17 protein-coding genes are annotated in these 19,739 nt (G+C 41.8%); 6 read left to right on the top strand and 11 right to left on the bottom strand.

Annotated features, from left to right (window positions below):
- Window positions 1-29: 29 nt before the first annotated feature.
- From coaE to nadC, 5 genes are all read right to left on the bottom strand, one after another.
- Complete coding sequence (coaE, locus tag MHN81_RS01090) at window positions 30-635, bottom strand: dephospho-CoA kinase (RefSeq protein ID WP_239424816.1); 606 nt, start codon at window positions 633-635, stop codon at window positions 30-32.
- A 1-nt stretch (window position 636) separates the two neighbouring features.
- Window positions 637-1,521 carry an A24 family peptidase gene (locus tag MHN81_RS01085; RefSeq protein ID WP_239424815.1) on the bottom strand — a complete coding sequence of 295 codons (885 nt, stop codon included), beginning with the start codon at window positions 1,519-1,521 and terminating at the stop codon, window positions 637-639.
- Window positions 1,522-1,555: 34 nt separating this feature from the next.
- A complete protein-coding gene (locus tag MHN81_RS01080) occupies window positions 1,556-2,791 on the bottom strand; it encodes a type II secretion system F family protein (RefSeq protein WP_023399716.1) in 1,236 nt (411 codons plus the stop codon).
- A gap of 67 nt (window positions 2,792-2,858) precedes the next feature.
- Window positions 2,859-3,308: a prepilin-type N-terminal cleavage/methylation domain-containing protein gene (locus MHN81_RS01075; protein ID WP_275446900.1), complete on the bottom strand. Its 450-nt coding sequence runs from the start codon at window positions 3,306-3,308 to the stop codon at window positions 2,859-2,861.
- A 252-nt stretch (window positions 3,309-3,560) separates the two neighbouring features.
- The gene (nadC, locus tag MHN81_RS01065) at window positions 3,561-4,400 is read right to left on the bottom strand and encodes a carboxylating nicotinate-nucleotide diphosphorylase (RefSeq protein ID WP_239424814.1); all 840 of its coding nucleotides are present in this window, start codon (window positions 4,398-4,400) and stop codon (window positions 3,561-3,563) included.
- A 166-nt stretch (window positions 4,401-4,566) separates the two neighbouring features.
- Between nadC and ampD the strand changes: the two genes are divergently transcribed.
- Together ampD and ampE are read left to right on the top strand one after the other, a co-directional pair.
- Entirely contained in the window at window positions 4,567-5,130 is a 564-nt protein-coding gene (gene ampD / locus MHN81_RS01060) for a 1,6-anhydro-N-acetylmuramyl-L-alanine amidase AmpD (protein ID WP_036976403.1), read from the top strand.
- Window positions 5,131-5,135: 5 nt separating this feature from the next.
- Window positions 5,136-6,020: a beta-lactamase regulator AmpE gene (gene ampE / locus MHN81_RS01055; protein ID WP_239424813.1), complete on the top strand. Its 885-nt coding sequence runs from the start codon at window positions 5,136-5,138 to the stop codon at window positions 6,018-6,020.
- Between the two features lie 19 nt (window positions 6,021-6,039).
- Here the strand turns inward: ampE and MHN81_RS01050 are convergent, their stop codons facing one another.
- Window positions 6,040-8,538 carry a PilZ domain-containing protein gene (locus tag MHN81_RS01050; RefSeq protein ID WP_023399721.1) on the bottom strand — a complete coding sequence of 833 codons (2,499 nt, stop codon included), beginning with the start codon at window positions 8,536-8,538 and terminating at the stop codon, window positions 6,040-6,042.
- Window positions 8,539-8,677: 139 nt separating this feature from the next.
- On the opposite strand from MHN81_RS01050, the gene radA reads away from it, so the two are divergent.
- Both radA and MHN81_RS01040 read left to right on the top strand, forming a co-directional pair.
- Complete coding sequence (gene radA, locus MHN81_RS01045; protein WP_023399722.1) at window positions 8,678-10,048, top strand: DNA repair protein RadA; 1,371 nt, start codon at window positions 8,678-8,680, stop codon at window positions 10,046-10,048.
- Window positions 10,049-10,057: 9 nt separating this feature from the next.
- On the top strand, window positions 10,058-10,981 hold the full coding sequence (locus MHN81_RS01040; RefSeq protein WP_239424812.1) for a hypothetical protein: 924 nt from the start codon (window positions 10,058-10,060) through the stop codon (window positions 10,979-10,981).
- A gap of 46 nt (window positions 10,982-11,027) precedes the next feature.
- On the opposite strand, the gene MHN81_RS01035 is transcribed toward MHN81_RS01040, so the two are convergent.
- On the bottom strand, window positions 11,028-12,365 hold the full coding sequence (locus MHN81_RS01035; RefSeq protein ID WP_023399724.1) for a peptidoglycan DD-metalloendopeptidase family protein: 1,338 nt from the start codon (window positions 12,363-12,365) through the stop codon (window positions 11,028-11,030).
- A 151-nt stretch (window positions 12,366-12,516) separates the two neighbouring features.
- Here MHN81_RS01035 and tyrS point away from each other — a divergent pair, with 151 nt between their 5' ends.
- On the top strand, window positions 12,517-13,716 hold the full coding sequence (tyrS, locus tag MHN81_RS01030; protein ID WP_036976467.1) for a tyrosine--tRNA ligase: 1,200 nt from the start codon (window positions 12,517-12,519) through the stop codon (window positions 13,714-13,716).
- Between the two features lie 38 nt (window positions 13,717-13,754).
- Here the strand turns inward: tyrS and MHN81_RS01025 are convergent, their stop codons facing one another.
- The 4 genes from MHN81_RS01025 to folE2 all read right to left on the bottom strand — a co-directional run bounded on the left by MHN81_RS01025 (window position 13,755) and on the right by folE2 (window position 17,149).
- Complete coding sequence (locus MHN81_RS01025) at window positions 13,755-14,699, bottom strand: cobalamin biosynthesis protein (protein WP_239424811.1); 945 nt, start codon at window positions 14,697-14,699, stop codon at window positions 13,755-13,757.
- Window position 14,700: 1 nt separating this feature from the next.
- Entirely contained in the window at window positions 14,701-15,408 is a 708-nt protein-coding gene (mtnN, locus tag MHN81_RS01020; RefSeq protein ID WP_023399727.1) for a 5'-methylthioadenosine/S-adenosylhomocysteine nucleosidase, read from the bottom strand.
- Window positions 15,409-15,527: 119 nt separating this feature from the next.
- Window positions 15,528-16,118, bottom strand: coding sequence for a DUF2726 domain-containing protein (locus tag MHN81_RS01015; protein WP_023399728.1), 591 nt, complete (start codon window positions 16,116-16,118; stop codon window positions 15,528-15,530).
- Window positions 16,119-16,228: 110 nt separating this feature from the next.
- Entirely contained in the window at window positions 16,229-17,149 is a 921-nt protein-coding gene (folE2, locus tag MHN81_RS01010) for a GTP cyclohydrolase FolE2 (RefSeq protein ID WP_023399729.1), read from the bottom strand.
- Between the two features lie 262 nt (window positions 17,150-17,411).
- Here folE2 and arcB point away from each other — a divergent pair, with 262 nt between their 5' ends.
- A complete protein-coding gene (gene arcB / locus MHN81_RS01005) occupies window positions 17,412-19,739 on the top strand; it encodes an aerobic respiration two-component sensor histidine kinase ArcB (protein ID WP_023399730.1) in 2,328 nt (775 codons plus the stop codon).

Below are 19,739 nucleotides of genomic sequence, written 5' to 3'. Positions count from 1 at the left end.
AATCATATAAAATTCAACAAATAAAGCGTTTAAATAACCTTGCTCGCGTCTAAAAATTTTTTGTGCAAGTGGTTCAATTCTTCATGCACATCTTCTAAAGGCCGATTATTATCGACAATATAGTCTGCATTTTGGCACTTATCTTCTCGGCTCATCTGTGCAGCGATAATATTTTTAACCTGCTCTTGAGGTACTTGATCTCGGTTGCATGTGCGAGCGATCTGTACATCTACTGGCACGTCGATCAATAAAGTTTTTTGGCAGTAACGCTCTAAACCATTTTCGAATAAAAGAGGGGCACAGAGAATACAGTAGGGGCTTTTGGCTTGCGCGAGCTGTGTTAAAATTTGCTCTCTTATTATTGGATGCAATAAGGCATTGAGCCAAGCTTTGTGTTCTTCATTATCAAAAATAATACTTCGTAGTTTCGCTCTATCAAGCGTGCCGTGCGATGATAAAATGTCGTCTCCAAAATGAGCAACAATGCTATTTAGCCCTTGTGTGCCGGGCATTACAACTTCTCGAGCAACAATATCGGCATCTACAATATCTATGTTGAGGCTTTGAAAGTAGTTTGTTGCTGCTGATTTTCCTGCGCCGATGCCACCAGTCAGACCCAATATCCAAGATGACATGTTACACTCCTAATAAATTCAAATACCAATTTTTCAGTGCATCACCATAAAACAAACATAGCCAACCCGCGATAGCTAGATATGGACCAAATGGAATTGGTGTCGCTTTGTCTTTACCTTGTATGCTTAGCTGAGCACTTCCGATCACCGCGCCAACGACACTCGACAATAATATTATGGTGATAAGCGCTTGCCAGCCTAGTAGCGCGCCAAAAATAGCTAACAGCTTGAAATCGCCATAGCCCATGCCTTCTTTCCCTGTCAGCAACTTAAACAGCCAGTAAACACTCCATAGGATCAAGTATCCGATGGCTGCACCCCATAAGGATTCAACGGTGGGGATGGTATACCCTGCTGCTGAGGATAAGAGGGCCAACCATAACATGGGTTGGGTAATTTGATCTGGAAGCAGCATTTTGTCTATATCGATAAAAATGAGCGCAATTAACCCCCAAGTGATTAAAATATAAAGCAAGGCGATTGAAGTTGCGCCAAAATGCCAGGCCACCCATAAAGAGCTTATTGCAGTGAGCATTTCTATACTGGGGTATCTGACAGAGATTTTGCTGTCACAATATGCACAACGGCCTTTGAGCATAAGCCAACTCAAGACTGGAATATTGTGGTGTGCTTTGATTTGTGTTTTGCAGCTAGGGCATGTGGACCGAGGTGTTATAAGGTTGAATGTACTTGTGTTGGTTGTGGTTGCGTCAGGGCTCTGTTGGCCGAGAATAACTTTACATTCCGATTTCCATTCGTTTTCCATCATTACAGGTAGACGGTAAATGACGACATTTAAAAAGCTGCCGATACAGGCGCTGATTAAGCCAACCGATAACATAAAAAACCAAGGTTGTTGCTGCATTAAATGCCAAACATCTTGCATAGGGTGCTCTTATTATTGTTGAGTTTATTGTCCGTTAAATTACGGAACCGAGTTGGAATATAGGCAGATACATAGCCACGATCAAGCCGCCAACCAAAACGCCTAATGTAGCCATTATTAAAGGTTCTAACAAGGTCGATAGGCCATCTACGGCATCGTCCACTTCTTGTTCATAGATACTCGCGACTTTGCCAAGCATACTATCTAAAGCGCCAGATTCCTCGCCAATAGCGACCATTTGAACGACCATATCTGGGAAAATTTTTGAGTTGCGCATGGCCCAGTTCATTTGGTTACCTGAGCTTACTTCGCCTTTGATATCCAATATCGCATTTTTGTATATCACATTTCCTGCGGCACCTGCTGCAGAGTCGAGAGCATCTACTAAGGGCACACCAGCAGCAAAGGTGGTGGAGAGAGTCCTAGCATATCTGGCAACAGCGGCTTTTCTTAAGATTTCCCCAACAACAGGGAGTCTTAGCACAAGCCTGTCGTTGGCATGTTTTACATCTTGGTTTCGTATCAATAATTCTTTATAAATGTAGCCACCACCGCCAAGAGAGAACAGTATTATCCACCAATACTCTTGCATAAACTCTGAAATTGAAATGACTAGCCGAGTAAAGGCTGGTAATTCGGCACCAAAGCCTGCAAAAATATCTTCAAATTGCGGTACGACGAAAATAAGAAGTATAGATGTGACAATAAGTGCCACAGAAATAACCGCGATAGGGTAAAACATGGCCTTTTTGATTTTTGACTTGAGCGCTTCTGCCTTTTCTTTATACAGCGCGACTCGATCAAAAATTCTATCTAGTGCGCCGGACTGCTCTCCAGATTCAATCAAGTCGCAATATAAATCGTCAAAGTAACGGGGGTGTGCACGCAGACTTTTTGCAAGCGGTTGACCTGCTTTTACTTCATCAGCAATAGAGCCAATAAGCTTAGTCACACTTTTATTTTTTGCGCCGGAGGCGATCATATCGAGTGATTGGACAAGCGACACACCAGCGGTGAGCATGGTTGCTATTTGCCTAGTCACAATTGAAATGTCTTTTGCAGAGATTTTTTGAACGCTTTTAAAACCAAATAGAGGCTTTGGTTTACGTTTTACCTTTGAAGGGGTAATACCTTGTTTACGCAGTTGGGCTTTAACTAACGCCACACTGGTGCCGGTCATTTCACCTTCGAGTTTTTTACCTCGTGCGCTAACACCAACCCACACAAATGTGTCGATTTTATTTGTACTTTCTTTTGAGGAGAGAGCCATAGAGTTTATTCACGTAAAAAGGAACTGAGGTCAACTCAGTTCCTTTTCTAAAAAACGATTTAGGTGATTATACCGTACAAGTACTTGGTAACCAGTTTGCTTTACTCGCTACATCAACTGTTGCAGTACAAGTCCATGAATGGATTGAGAATGAAGAATTGAAGTCGTCTTTGACTACGGCTGTGTCTTTTGCCTTGTTTGGTGTTAATGTCATAACAATGCCAGCTAGGTCACCAGTTCCTGTGATTGTCATAGCACCTGTGTCACCAACACCTAAAGTTGTAACATATTGACTTGCTGTGAAGCCATTTGCACAGTTTGTAGGTGTAGCTGCAAGTTGTGCTTTCTCTTCTACACATGCTTTTGGCATACTTGAAGCGGCAAGCATTTCAGAAGCTTTGGCGCGGTTAACATAGTCAGTGTAAGCAGGAAGTGCTACTGCTGCCAAAATACCGATGATTGCAATCACAATCATTAATTCGATAAGGGTAAAACCACCCTGTCGTTGTTGCGTCATGATGTGTCTCCTAAGGGATGTTAGACCCGGTGGCAGTTAATACTTACACCAGGATTTTTAAATTATCGTAATGGCGCTGTCTGTTAATGTCTAAAATTACACTAATAGCCAACTGCAGTATGTAACACGATTAAACGTAAAGAATTAATCTAAATCATTAATTTAATTCTTTTTTATTAAATATGCTTTGTAAATAAATGTCAACGAAATAAATGAATATTTAGTTACATTTTTATTACACGAAAAACTACATTATTCAAATCGCATTGATAAATCTATGCTGTGTACGTGTTTAGTTAACGCACCGCTCGAAATGTAGTCTACGCCCGCTTGTGCATACTGTGCCAGAATGTCTAATGTCATATTACCCGAGACTTCGAGCTTAGCTCTACCTGAGGTTAGTCTAACGGCGTTTTGAATGTCTTCAACGGTAAAATTGTCCAGCATGATGATGTCACTGCCTGCAAGTAACGCTTGTTCTAGTTCATCTAAACTCTCAACTTCCACTTCGACAGGCTTGTCTGGGTGAGTGCTTTTGGCTTGTTGAACCGCTTTGTCGATCCCGCCACACGCTGCAATGTGATTTTCCTTGATCAGGAATGCGTCAAATAAGCCAATACGGTGATTTTTTCCGCCGCCACAAGTCACCGCATACTTTTGCAGTGCTCTCAAGCCAGGAATGGTTTTTCGAGTGTCTAGTAATTGCGTGTTACTGCCATCCAGTGCTTGCACATAGTGTGCAGTTGTTGTTGCTGTACCGGAAAGTGTTTGAACAAAATTCAGAGCAGTTCTTTCAGCGGTAAGGATCGCTCGTGCCGAACCCTTAGCTGTAAAAATACGTGCGTTGGCGTTTAGTCTGTCTCCATCGTTGGCTAAGACCGTCACTTCAACATTGGGGTCTACCTGTCTAAAGACTTCTAGGATTAAATCTTTGCCACAAAACACACAGTCTTCACGGGTGATAACATAAGCGTTCGCCTGTTGTTGCTCTGGGATCAGGGCTGCGGTGATATCACCTTGTGCAGCGGATTGATGGTTAAGGTCTTCATCGAGTGCAAGTTTTACAAGTTGCGAAATAAGTTCAGGTTGCATAGGTGAATCATCATTGTTTCTTATACTGTAAATTCTACTGTGATTAGTGCAATGAAACAATTTTCTTTCATAAAAGGATGTATGCTTTCGTAAAATAAATTTGCAATAGTGCTGAGAAGTAATTCTTGCTAAGGTAGTGAGGTTACAATTGAAAGCTAATTTTTTTATGGAAAATCAAGATCAATGGCTGAAGTTTGCCAAACATAGACCTTCGCCTCATCATGATGAACGACCCAAAGATTGCGATATCGATTTGCTCGTCATTCACAATATCTCTTTGCCTGCAGGCCAATTTGGCACGAGCTATGTCGATGATTTGTTTATGGGGACTATCGATTGTCATGCGCATGAAAGCTTTGCATCTTTGCAAGGAGTAAGAGTCTCTGCTCACTGTTTTATTCGCCGAGACGGTGAAGTGATCCAATATGTGCCTTTTTCAAAGCGAGCATGGCATGCGGGTGTATCGAGCCATCAAGGACGCGAAAAATGTAACGATTTCAGTATCGGCATTGAATTAGAGGGAACGGATAATGACGCATATACAACTGCGCAATATGAAGCTCTCGTGGCTGTAAGCCGCGCTATCATGGTGCGCTTTCCGAAAATTACCACTGAGCAGATTGTTGGCCATTGTGATATTGCGCCGGTACGCAAGACAGATCCAGGAGAGGCATTTGATTGGTCGTACTATTTGGATCTATTACAACGTGAATTAGAAATATTTGAGTAAAAATCATGATATTAATTTCGATATTATTGGCACTGATCATTGAGCGTTTAGGCGCAAGGTCACCACACTGGCAAATCGACTACTATTTGTCTCGTTATCAGCAGTGGAGCTATCAACAAAGTGCGGCAAGTTGGCTATATAAGTCCAGTTTAGGTGTCATGTTATGGCTGACCATTCCGGCCTTGCTGGTTGCATTTTTATATAGCTTGTTTGAATTTGTGTTGTGGCAACTCGTACTTAACGTATGTATTTTGCTGATTTGTTTTGGCTGTGCGAAATACCGCAAATCCTACAAGGGATACCTCAATGCCCTAGCAAGAGATGATAACGAAGCTGCCACTTTATACGCTTTGCAAATGGGCCAAACGAAAACAGAACATGAACCCGGAGGGGAGACCTTTGGCCAAACATTGGCGTGGATAAATTTCACCCATTATTGTGCGGTGATGTTTTGGTTTGTATTGTTAGGTGCGCCAGGGGCTGTGTTATACGCCACAACACGAACAGTTGTTGAGATACTAAAAGATAAAGTGAATGGTGAGCCGTCAATAAGCGAACAAAAATGTATTGAAGTTATGTCTGCGCATACTCAGCGTTTTAGCACACTGTTTCATTTCCTCAATTGGCTTCCTGCAAGGCTCGCGGGCTTCGGTTATTTGATTATCGGCAACTTTTCAAAAGGCACTGGCAGCTGGCTTAAATACTTATTGGACTTTCAAGCTTGCAATCGCAAAGTGGTCGCAGAAACAGCACTTGCAGCCGAGCAGATAGAGCAGCAATATTTTGGTTGCACATATGAGGCTGCATGTATGATGCGCTTGGTTAAGCGTAATGTTTTATTTTACTTGTTTTTAGTCGCTGCATTGACATTATTCGCAGGGCTCAACTAAACGGCCCGTCGGTGGCTGACTAAAAGTGCTTAGTTAGCCACTCGCGTTTTCGATTTTGCATACGCTCAATTAAATGATTCTCCAGTCCCAATACTGGCATCATTACATCTGTTACATCGACGACATCACAAACACCGTTAACCGACCAAAGCGCTTCTTCTAGGCCTTTAGCCTTGTGTAGAGCGTAGTGGCTCACATAACGCAATTCATTGGCAAGATGATCCATATCAGGGCGGCCTGTTTTGGACACATATAAATGGCAGATAAACAAAATGCCATTCTTTAGGGCTTTTTTGGCAAATAAAAACAGCGGCTCAATAGGCTCACCAAAAGGAATGCATTGGGACTTAACGCCATGGTTTGATTCATCTGATTGTTTTTCATCGTAGTGTACAAACAGTGTAAACCGCAGCGGTTTGTCTTGTCTGGATTTTTCTTTCAATTGCTCGGTTAAAGAATCGCCAATGAATTTATTGGGAAATAACTTATTTGGGAAAAGGAGCTCTTGTCCATTGTGGTTGATGAGGTGTGGCAATAATATATTGTGTAATGGTGAAGGGTAGAGTCCATGACCTACGGCGCCAATTTCCATATGAGATGCCTTTTTATGGAGGTAAAGCGGTAGCTGACAGATGCTTTTGGTAACCATATTTCTGAGCGCAGTGGCGAGGCCCGGTATCTTAGGTGCTTCTTCACTGGGTTGGAGCTTGTCTTTGTTATTGTCGATCAGCGCAGTGAAAAATTCGATGGCTGTATGAGATGCATTGGTGACTTGTTTGACCTTAAGATTGATGATGGTTTTTGATTTGCTAACAGCCATGACTTCATATCTCAAACCTGACAGTACATGCTGTTTGGTGATCTTTTGCAGGTCGGGCAAATCGACAGTCACGAGGTCCCCTTTGGCTACATCCACAGCGTGTTCAACTTCAATTTGCAAGCCCATAATCGAAAAATCACGGGTATTACCATTGAACACCTGACTTTCAGAAATATTTAACGCGACCCCGGTGCGATATAAAAAGCGTTTGTGAGACCTTAAATTCACATACTCCAACGCGACCTTTTCCAATGGCGGCGGATTCTTAGACTTACCATGGCCAAATTCTTTTAAGCGGTTGATGCTCTCTTGTGGATAAGTTAACTTGCTGCAATGTGATTTATGTTCAGGTGTGGTTATCTCAGTGAGCAGCATGAGATGGTGTACAGGTTCAATTAATCCTTGTGCACGAGGGGGAGGCCGCCTGTTAAGCTTTTCAACATTCTTCCCCGCGCTTTTAGGTAATGACAGCGGAATGTAGGCGTCTTCATGGTGGCTTGGCATCAACTGTACTTTAAATACTCGCCAACTTTCTTTTTCACTACCAAACCCTAAAAATAGGCTTTTTAATTCAGGGTTTTCTTCGAGTTCGTAATCAAAGGCAGAGTAAAAGTAGATCTTGCCACCATTTGAGTGAGTAAATGTGTAGCAGTAGGCCTCTTTTACTGGTGCTGACTGCAATAATAGTTTTTGTAGCCGTTTGTTGTTGAAGATACTGTATAAACAGGAGGTTTTGCGCTCATCTTCAAAGTAGTAATTGATAAAAGCGTTGTTCTCATTGGTGAGCGCCATGCTCGGTAGTAACATGTTGTTGATGCGACTAAAAAACACAAATAAAGAGCTGACACGAGGCAAATAATACTGTTCATACCCTTTGCAGACAACGGCATCCATAGTGTTGTCTAAATTTATCTTATAGCGTCGTTTATTGCCATGAATAAAGCTTTCCAAAAACTCGTCAAACCCCGAGTTGTTCTCTACGAAGGTTCTTTTTAAACGAACATAGTTATAATCTGAATTAGACTCTTCAACAGCGACAACCTCGTATTGGATACCCTCTTTTAAGCCGAGTTCGAAATCTTGCTCTAATCCGACTAAGCGCAATGTAATGACGTTTTTTGGGTGAACATGGTAGCTTTTCCCCAACTTTATTTTTGCGCCACTTAAAGAGATGTCAGAAGTACTTGCGGGTATCGTAGTACCGCTTTTTAGCTCAACCGTGATCTTGATAGAGTAATTCATACGCTCTTCGATACGGCTCTCATAGGAAGCAAAGCGGATTAATTGGGCTTCATGCTCAAATACGACTTCTGGCTCAGTGTCATCTTGGACCTGAGCTTGTTTTTGCATTACCTTATAATTATTGTCGGTATGCATGACCGCTTCATATACAGCCATTGTATAGCCACCGTGCTGCGCAACTTCACGCTCAAATACACTGATAGCAAGGTCGTCCATAAAGTGCTGCTTCCCGTCATGCTCGTATGGTTTTACATCACCAGATACTTGTCCACGCAAATCAATAAAGCGCGCAACAGGTTGCGATAGGCGTGTCATTTCCATTTTTAACAAAAATTGGTCTGGTTTGCTCAGTTGTGCTGTTTTTTGCTTGAAGATAAAATCAAAATTTGGATCGCCTAAATCTCCTTTTAGGTCATTAATAAGGTCTTGATGTAGTTCTAGTTTATCTTCACTCATAGCCGTTCGCAGTTTGTCCGCAGACAATGTCTCTTTGTTATTATTTCAGCCTTCGCCAATTTTATGTCAGTATAGCTTCATTCTTAACTTGTAGCTTAACTGGGTTTTCCTTTTAAGCAATAACTATGCCTTGATATATATGGGAAAAAAGAAAACCGCATTTGTATGTAGTGATTGTGGAGCGGAATTTGCTCGTTGGCAAGGGCAATGTTCTGAATGTAAAGCTTGGAACACTGTAACAGAGTTTCGTGTACCTTCTGTGAAAACGGCTCCACGTAGTGCTGGTACCACCGGGTATGCCGGTGTGGTAGAAGCAAAAATCCAAACCTTAGATGAAGTAAATCTTGAATCGTTACCTCGATTCTCTACAGGCTTTAAGGAGTTTGATAGAGTTTTGGGAGGTGGTGTGGTCCCGGGGAGTGCCATATTAATTGGTGGTGAACCTGGGGCTGGTAAAAGTACCTTACTTTTGCAAACTATGTGTTTACTTGCGCAATCTATGCCGACGTTATATGTAACTGGTGAAGAGTCATTGCAGCAAGTCGCTATGCGCGCAAAACGTCTTGGGTTGCCAACAGATAAGCTTAAAACTTTAGCTGAAACCAATGTTGAAACCATTTGCCAACTAGCACTGAGAGAAAAGCCTGCCATTATGGTCATCGACTCGATTCAAGTTATGCATATGACAGATGTTCAATCTGCGCCTGGAAGTGTCTCTCAAGTACGTGAAAGTGCAGCCTATTTAACGCGCTTTGCGAAACAAAACCAAGTTGCCATTGTAATGGTTGGCCATGTGACAAAAGACGGGACGCTGGCAGGGCCTAAAGTTTTAGAGCACTGCATAGACTGCTCGATCCTATTGGAAGGCAGCAGTGACAGCCGATTTAGAACATTGCGAGGAAATAAAAACCGCTTTGGTGCAGTCAATGAACTGGGGGTTTTTGCGATGACGGGACAAGGCTTAAAAGAAGTCAACAACCCTTCCGCTATTTTCCTTAACCGGGGTGAAGAACAAACCCCTGGCTCATTGGTTATGGTAATTTGGGAAGGTACTCGTCCACTTTTAGTGGAAGTTCAAGCCTTGGTCGATTATTCGCAATTAGCAAACCCGAGACGTGTTACGGTGGGTTTGGAGCAAAATAGATTAGCGATGCTATTAGCGGTGTTACATCGTCACGGTGGCTTGCAAGTCGCGGATCAAGACGTATTTGTCAATGTTGTCGGTGGCGTAAAGGTCAATGAAACCAGTGCGGATTTGGCTCTGATCACAGCCTTGGTATCCAGCTTTAAAAATTATGCATTAGATAAACAGTTAGTTGTATTTGGTGAAGTAGGATTGGGCGGTGAGATCCGTCCGGTGCCAAGTGGTCAAGAAAGATTGCGAGAAGCGGCGAAACATGGTTTTAAACGTGCTATTGTACCTGTCGCAAATAAACCAAAAGAAGATATCGAAGGGATGGAAGTGATAGGGGTTTCCAGCTTAAACGATGCATTAGAAGCGCTATTTTAAGGAGTTATTATGAATAAAGCAGCTCTTACAGGTGTCGCACTTGCTGTTGCAGGTGGCGCTGCAGGTGTTAACTGGTATGCAAATAAAACTGCAAGTGAAGTTGTTGCTGAGCAGGTACAGCAATTCTCAGAGCAGACCGGATTTGATGTCAACTATCAAAATGTAGATTATAGTTTGCTAAGTAATACGGTTGTACTCGAAAACATTTCATTTAAAGCACAAGAAAGTGAGCACGCATTGGTAGATATTGCGCGCTTCTCCCTAAAAGGGTATGAAAACGGTAAAGTTAGCCCTCTCACTGAGTTGGAGATAGAAGGGTTATCTTTGACAGACGAACTTAAGGCCCTTTCTTTAGAAGCGCTTCCTACTACATTGGCAAATGCGAAATATAACTTAAACTCGACAATGAGCTACGATGAAGCCAGTGGAGACAGTCAGTTTAAATTTGCTGTTTCGGCCGAAAAAGTGGTTAACTTTGGTATGGATATCGCTTTAGCAAATAGCCAAGATTTGATGGATTTACAGCAGGATATCCAGAAAATGCACGACCAAGGTGAGGTGTCTCTGGAAGCTGAGTTACAGATGCAGAGTAAAATGCTCAGTGCATTACAATCTCTTCAACCCGTTGATATGGCTTTTACCTTGAAAAATGAAGGAGAGTTAAAAGCCTTAGTTGATGAAGTATTGCAGCAAAGCGGCTTAGATCACGAACAGTTAAAAGCGTTATTGGCAGTACAAATGGAAAATGTACCTGCAAGTGACAATGCTAAGCAGGCAATTCAATCTTTTGTATCTGGGCTCTCTTTACTTGAAGTAAGCATGCAGTTTCCAGAAAAGACGAGCTTTATGCAGTTAGGTATGCAACTTCAACCGCTAGCTGGTGATCCTCAAGCGCTCGAAGAGTTTTTAAAGCTCAGGATTGTTGGTCGATAGATAGAAAAAAGGCGAGGAATTCCTCGCCTTTTTTATTCAAACTTCGTTATTTGTCATTCAAAGCTAACATCAATTCACGTTTGCGCTCTAATCTCACTAACATTTTGTCTGCCAGAGGTCTGAACTTAGCAAGCTCCTGCTTTGGTAGTGGTAGCGATTTTGGCAGTTTGACTGTTTTTGGGTTACGGTGATTACCGTTGACCAAGAATTCGTAATGCAGGTGTGGTCCTGTTACGCGTCCTGTTGCTCCAACAGTACCAATCTTTTGTCCCTGTTTGACCTTTTGACCAGCTTTTACATGTAACTTGTGTAGGTGCAGGTACTTTGTTGTGTACTGGCTACCGTGTTCAATAAAAATGTAATTACCGTTGAGTCGATGGTAACCAGCTTTGGTTACTCTACCATTACCTGCCGCAACGACTGGTGTACCAACCTTTGCAGCATAATCAATTCCTCGGTGCGGGCGCACTTGTTTGGTTACTGGGTGCAATCTTCTCGGGTTAAAGTTCGAGCTGATATACTTAAAATTCACCGGTGCACGTAAAAATGCTTTTTTCATACTGCGTCCTTCGGGAGTATAAAACTCACCGTTGGTATGCCTAATTGCAGTATATCGATCACCTTGGTTTATAAACTCAGCGGCAATAATTTTTCCATTGCCAATTTCTTCGCCATCTACATAGTGAGATTCATACACAAGAGTAAAGGTATCACCTTTACGTATGTCGTTTGCAAAATCTACATCCCAGCCAAAAATGTTGGCAAAGTTCATAATTTGTCTTTGCGTCAGACCCGCTGAAATGCCAGCTGTCCAAAAACTCGAACGAATTTTTCCACCGGCGGTTTTTTCTCGGGTTTCAATTTCTTTGCTCGCTATTTTGGTTTCGTAGCTGCCATCGTCTATGCGCGTTACGTACAAAGTATCTGTTTTGGATAGCACATATTTCAGTTGCGCGAGGTTACCCTGTTTATCGCTGGCAAAGCTCAGCGTTTCACCTGGGTGTATTTTTGTTAATTTACGTGTTTCTTCATTGGTGTTAACTAAGTTATGAAGTGTTTGGGCAGAATATCCGGCGCGCTTAAACAAAACAGCTAAACTATCCCCTGAGCGAACTTTGTGATCAACGTAATCATAAGTGTATGTATTTTCTTGCTCTTTAGTGGGTTCAGCTTCAGCACTTAATATAGTGAGCTGTTCAGGCTGCTGTTCTTCAACTTTGATAGGAAGCTCATAACGCTTGCCAACTTCCAATGCATCGTCTTTATGATCTTTGGATGCAGTGGCCTTTTCTGAAGGCAGCAAGGCAATCCCAGTCATTGCAGCTAACAAACCGACAATAAGCATTTTGTGTTTTTTGGGAAGCTTATTTACTGCAGGTACCATAACGTGCCTTTTTCGCTGTCAAGAAATTTTATGAATAATAGTGCAGCATATACGTAATAAAGCGTTAATACCAGTATTTTGTGCATTTAAACTCCGTGAAATATAGGCTAGAATCGGGCGATAAACTGAATTTAGAGTTGGAGTGATAATGGTGGACATTGAAACTGCATTTGCTGAGATAAAGCGCGGTGCAGAAGACATATTGGTTGAAGATGAGCTAAAAGAGAAATTAAAGTCAGGTAAAAAGCTGCGTATTAAGGCTGGATTTGATCCAACAGCGCCTGATCTACATTTAGGTCACACAGTACTAATTAATAAATTAAAAACTTTCCAAGATTTAGGTCACGAGGTCATTTTCTTAATTGGTGATTTCACCGGTATGATTGGAGACCCAACTGGCAAAAATGTCACGCGTAAGCCGCTTACCCGTGAAGACGTACTTGCAAACGCTGAAACCTATAAAGAGCAAGTATTTAAAATTCTTGATCCGGAAAAAACCACTGTTGCATTTAACTCGCAATGGATGGAGAAATTAAGCAGTGCAGAGATGATTAAGCTTGCATCGCGACAAACTGTAGCTCGTATGCTAGAGCGTGATGATTTTAAAAAGCGTTATGCTGGCGGTCAGGCAATTGCCATTCATGAATTTTTATATCCGCTAGTTCAGGGCTGGGACTCAGTTGCACTAGAAGCCGATGTTGAGCTAGGTGGTACGGATCAACGCTTTAACCTATTGATGGGTAGAGAGTTACAGAAAGAAGAAGGTCAAAAGCCACAAACAGTCTTAATGATGCCGTTGCTTGAGGGCACAGATGGTGTTCAAAAGATGTCTAAGTCATTAGGTAACTATATCGGTATTACAGATGCCCCAACTGAAATGTTTGGTAAAGTCATGTCTATTTCCGATGACCTTATGTGGCGTTACTACGAGCTATTAAGTGCTAAATCATTGACTGATATTGCAGCGTTAAAAGAAGAAGTTGCAGGTGGTCGCAACCCTCGCGATATCAAAATTGATTTTGCGAAAGAAATGATTGCACGTTTCCATAGTGAAGATGATGCGCAGGCAGCCCATCAAGATTTTATCAAGCGCTTCCAAAAGAATGCACTCCCTGATGAGATCCCTGAAGTAACAGTGAGCATTGAAGGCGATACAACATTTATTGCCAACTTACTAAAAGAAGCTGGCCTTGTGGCAAGTACTTCAGAAGCTATGCGCATGATTAAACAAGGTGCGGTGAAGCTCAATGGTGAAGAGAAAATCACTGATACTAAGCTAGAAATAGCAAAAGGCAGTACTGAAATTTACCAAGTAGGTAAGCGTAAGTTTGCGAAAGTGACAGTAGACTAAGTCATTTATTCAGTAGCCAAGTGATAAAGCTCACTTGGCTATATTAAATTAATTGCAAACCAAATTAATACGGTTAGACCCAGCCAAAACCACCTCATACTGTTCAATAGCTTTAGCATGTGTTGAATATCTTCTACAGTAGGTTGGCGATCGCTTCCTATCCTAATGTTGTCAAAACGCTCTTCATGGTAAAAGCGGGGACCTGCGAGCTGCACATTCAAGCTGGCAGAAAACAACGCTATGATCCACCCCGAATTTTTATTTACGTAGTGCTGTGCATAATGCTTTAAGTAATGCTGCGTTTTCGCAAGGTTTTGGGTTAACGCCATAATTAGGATGAAGAATCTAATAGGAAGCCACTCGAGAAGGTATATGATTTTTTGTACGGCAGCCATGAAAGGGTGTTGCACGCAAAGTTGTTTTCGCCAGCTTTGATCGCATAACAGCAAAAGTTTATATGCCAGTGCTAAATAGGGGCCCGCAATCAGATAAAAGATGATAATTAGATAAAAATGACGGACTGTATTAAGCGCCAGAGAATCTAACGATGCCTTTATGATGCCAACTTCAGATAACTTTGCAGTGTCTCGAATTACAATGCTGGCCAATAGTTGTTTAGCTGAGCCTTTTTGACCTTGAGATAACAGTCTCGCAATGCGCTTTGCCCGTCCTTCAAAGTGGGTATCCAAACATAAAAATAAAATTAACCCGCCAAACCACTGTGGATAAAAAGAAATATAGGACAGTGCAAATAACAGTAAGACGACAGTTAGTGTAGGCAACATACAAGCGAGCGCGCCAGAGAGCTTATGCTGAGTAACCGTATTGCTTTTTTTTACTACACGCTTGGCTAAGTTACTAGTTATTAACGTAAAAATGGTATTGGGGTGATAGAGCTTAGATAGATTTAAGCTAAATGCACAAAGTACAGCTAGGCAGAAGATAAGCAAGCCCTCTTGGGCTTGCAATAAAATGAGTGCCACTTTAAAGGGTTACCTGTGTTAACTCTTCAAGTAATGCGATGACAAGCTTTGATGAGTTTACAGATGCAATTTCTAGGTATTCTTCAAATGATTGAGGAGATTCCTTACCTGCAATATCAGACAATGAACGGATCACCACAAATGGTGTATTTAGTACATGACATGCCTGTGCAATTGCTGCTCCTTCCATTTCAACAGCAAGCATATTTGGAAAGTCTTGACGTGTTTTATCAATACGTACAGGATCGCACATAAATGAATCACCAGTACAAATCTGACCTACCATTGTCTGGATATCTTTTAGTACATGAATGCTGGCTTCTGACGCTTTAATTAAAGCTGGGTGAGCTTCAAATCCTGCAGGCATTTGAGGCACTTGCCCCATTTCATAGCCAAAAGCTGTAACGTCTACATCGTGGTGACGTACTTCACTTGATATAACCACATCACCCACATTGAGTGAAGGTTCAAAACCACCTGCTGAACCTGTATTGATCACGCAATCTGGTGAAAAGTTGTCGATAAGTAGAGTGGTTGCAACAGTTGCGGCAACTTTACCGATACCAGACTGTACTAATGTTACTTCGTGGCCGCCTAACTCACCGGTGTAAAATGTAAATCCGCCTTTTGTAAGTGTTTTTGGAGACTGCATGGTGTCACGTAAAATCGTAACTTCTTGCTCCATCGCACCAATAATGCCAATTTTCATAATTATTCTCTTTGTATTTTAGTTACTGCTCATTATATACATTCTTATTTTGAAAGCATTCTTTTGGCGGCAAAACAATGAAGCAAGCTGCTTGAAGCGCTCAAGCAGCCATATGAGGTCTAAATTTCTGCGAGTTGTGTACTTGCGGCTTTAGCCTGCGATGGAGAAAGTACTGCTGGCTTGTAACTGCGGTTTCGTACTGGTTTGGTTTGCTCTGGTTTCTGTCCAAGCTTGAATAGGATAGCAGCTCTTACCTCTGGGCTCTTATAACCAGATTTGATTTTCATGCGGATATGAGGGATCCCTGCGGATTCTAATGCACCACTGACAAACCAATCTTTTTGTGCTTTATGGCCATTCTTATTTGAGTTATTGACCAAATCCACAGCCGCTACAATATTAAGCGTGCTTTTATCTACCAATACATAATCAAGCTGTTTATTTTGTGCTTTAGTGATAGCTGAGCGACGTGCTTTTTTGGATAAACCCGGTTTACACTCTATGACATCGACAAGTTTAACACGGCTGACTATCTTAAACCTGTCACCAACGGCACGTTCAAGTAGCTGCAAAAATGATGCTTCGACGGTCGTAAAAACCGAATCTTTGCGATTAAACGGATATGGATTGCCGCCCACATCGGTATATTTTGAAATTACGATAGAGGCAATGACTACAAGCGCTAAAATAGCTAAAAGTGTTAATTCCATAAATCACTCCACGACAACAAATTGACTTTGGTAATTTACTAAGCAAAGAGTGTGCCGGAAGTGATTTATCATTGGCGTTACAACCACAAAATTTAACGCCACTTTGAATATTAAACTTGGTAACCGCCTTCTACGCCTTTGACAGCGTACGCTACGGCATCGTGAGCGTGAAGTGATTCGTAGTGATTGATTTTGACGTAAAAATCGTCGAAGTTATTTTGGTTGAGCAGTGCTTTGAGTTTTCTTGCCGCATCTTCACAAAACATCAAGTTTTGGCCATTCAATCTGGCAAACTCTTGCTCATCTTCTCGCTTAACTGCCGCTTGTACAGGCGTTTTTAGTTCTTGTTCTGCGATATCTATTAAGCCTTTAATATCGAATTCAGTGGCGCCTTGTGGCAACTTAACTTTGATATTAGCAATAGAGCGCTGTGAGTGCGGAGTAGCGACTACGCCTTCAGTTGTGCCTAACCAAGCGTGTACGCTATCGTGATCTAAAGGCTTGCCAGAAAATTGCTCTTCAAATGCATTTTGAATAAGTTGTCTTGCAAGCGCAGCTGAACATGGACAAGTTGATGAGTAAGTTACATCGACTGCCAGTTCGATACTTAATGCTTGCTCTTTTATCGTCGCTGTAATGGTTACAGGGTAGCTCTTCCAACCTTGCTTACCACTTAAAAGTGATGCACGACGTAAAGGCAATTCAAAATTGAGTACAACTTTTGCCGCGTTACTGAGATCTTTGTGCGTTGTCACAAATTGATCAAGCAATGATGCTAGTGTGACAGGCGTCAGAGTTTGTTCACATGATAGCGTATCTAAAGCCAAAAACAGTCGTGACATGTGTATGCCTTTTGCTTCAGGCTTGTCTAAGCTGACAAATGCATCAGCCTTGGCATTCACAGGAAGATCATTAAGGTCCTTACTAGCTAATTGTAGAGGCAGCTCAATGTCCCCCATTCCTACCCATTCTAAGGTTCCGGTTTGAAGCGCATCTGCATTGTGTGCAATGTCTGGCATTGAAGTTGGCATTTAAACTCTCTTTAATCACGACATCAAAAATGCTCTCATATTACACTAAAATGAGTTTTTTTTCTGTGGATATTCTTAATTAGAATAAACAAAATCCCATTGAGTGTGCAGTATTTGATACGTTATCACACTATTTGTGTGGTTACTCAGGTTCGGTTATTTTTTAAAAGTTTGAGATTTTTCAATAAAGTTACACTATTTGGCCGCTCGCATATGTGCTCAGCTGAGGTATAATGGTCAAGTTAACAAGGTGACTATTATTATGCTTGATTCTTCGTTCGGGTCTTGGGCTCGAATTCTCTCTAATTTGGTTCGAAAATACGGTGAACGCAAAGCTGGAGCAATTGCTTATGTTCTGGTGCTCGTGGCGTCATTGGTTTTATCCTGTATGTTTTATTATGTGGCACTAGGAACAGTCACTTTGGTAAATGTATTGTCTGTTGTTGTATTTGCAGCACTGACTTCGCCTTTACTTATCTCAGTTGCTGTTTTTGCTATTCGCCAATTGGAGAGCTCGAAAGAGTACTTAGAGTCAGCCACTCAACAAGAAAAATTGTTGAACCAAACACTAAAAGACAATATCAACCGACTTAATAATGAAATAGATGAACGAAAAATGGCATTGCATGCAAAACACCGTGCAATTGCAGAGCTGCGAAACGAAATAACTGAACGTCGAAAAGCAGAGCAAGAGCTTGCCCAGCAAAGTATGTTATTGCGCTCAATTGTTGATTCATCCCCTGATTTATTTTATTACCGAGATGAACACGGTGTGTTTGCTGGGTGTAATAAAAAGTTCGAACAAGTGATTGGGAAAGATAGCGAAGGCCTAATTGGTAAAACCGCAGATGAGATTTTTGTCGATCAGGTCGTGCCTAAAGTATTGGAGACAGATGCACAGGTCAGTGCCACTCAGCAAACCATTTCGTTGGATGTAGAATATCCAGTCAAAGATGAAAACCGCTGGTTCGAGATGCGCAAACTGCCTTTTATTAATAATGAAGGCGAATATATTGGATTGTTAGCGTTTGGCCGTGACATTACCAGTCGTAAAGAGGCGGAGCAAGCATTAGAAACGGCATATAAAGACAAAGGGAAATTTATTGCCACGTTAAGCCATGAACTTAGAACGCCGCTTAATGGGATCGTAGGTCTAACACGCATGCTTTTAGATACCGAGCTCACTCAGCAGCAAAAAAGTTGGTGTAATACGGTTTTCTCAAGTGCTGAAACCCTAGGTAATATTTTTAACGATATTATCGATCTGGACAAGATCGACAGGGAGCAATTAGATATCGCGACGGATAGCATTAATGTATCTGATTTTATCAACGACGTAGTCAACTTTTCAGATCTGATTGCTGGACAAAAAGGACTCGAGTTCAAAATTCAACGCTCTGGTGTGTTAGATGTTTACGCATTGCTTGACCCTACACGATTGCGCCAAGTGCTTTGGAATCTTATTAATAATGCTGTGAAATTCACTCACCGTGGCTGTGTGACTCTTGAGTGTCGCAGAGAAAACCGCGACAGTGGACCTTGGTTGAGTATGAGTATTATTGATACCGGGGTGGGGATCTCAGCAGAGCAGCAAGATAAAATCTTTGATATGTACTACAAAGCGCCTGATGCTGAAGGCAATAATGCTATCGGGTCAGGGATCGGATTAGCGGTGACAAAGGCCTTGGTATTAGCGATGAAAGGGCGCATCGCAGTCAGTAGTATGCCAGGTAAAGGAAGTCGATTTGATGTCGAGATCCCATTGGAGTTGTGTAGTGCACCAAATCAGCAAAGTTATGCCGGCCGTGGTTTATACATATTGCTTGTAGAAGATGTTCCGCTAAATGCTGAAATAGCGACAAACTTACTTGAGCAGCGCGGTCATGAAGTAATTTGGGCAGAAACAGGTGAAGATGCATTGTCCCTTGTTCAAACTGAGGATGAACTTGACCTTATTCTACTTGATATGCAGTTGCCTGATCTAAATGGTGACGAAGTTGCTAGACAAATTCGTGACGATAGTCATTTTGACGCTTTGCCAATTGTTGCTTTGACAGCAAATGTCAGAAGTGCAGAGCAGGAGCTACAAGGGATAAGCATTCAAGGTGCATTGGCAAAACCTATTAATACCACCAAGCTAGACAAGATGCTGGCTGAATTATTTGGCATCGATAGTGTTAAAGAAGACGTTAGTACGATTCAGCAAAACACGGTAGAGGTATTAGAGATAGAGCGCAATTTACTTGATATTGAAACTATCACGGACTTCGTAGCATCTATGGGGGTTGATACCTTTAAACGTAGCTGCGAATTATTCGCTAAACTAAACCCAACGTACTGTAACGAGCTTACTGTTGCAAATCGTGACGATGATGTCGCTGAGTACGGTTCTGTGGCGCATAAATTAAAAGGTGCAGCAGGATCTGTTGGACTTAAACTAGTACAGCAACATGCGAAGGTAATGGAAACTGAGTGTGGAACCGCGGATACGGAGATGCGTGAACAGTGGATATCAGACTTAGAAGAATTAATAAGAGAAGGGCAGTTAACCCTTCACTCATTAATTGCAAAACTCGCTGAAAGCTCTTAG

This window comes from Pseudoalteromonas sp. Of7M-16 (genome assembly GCF_022347805.1).
Taxonomy (GTDB): Bacteria; Pseudomonadota; Gammaproteobacteria; order Enterobacterales; family Alteromonadaceae; genus Pseudoalteromonas; species Pseudoalteromonas luteoviolacea_F.
Note: the sequence above shows the minus strand (reverse complement) of the source record. Positions and strands in the feature narration are given on the sequence as shown.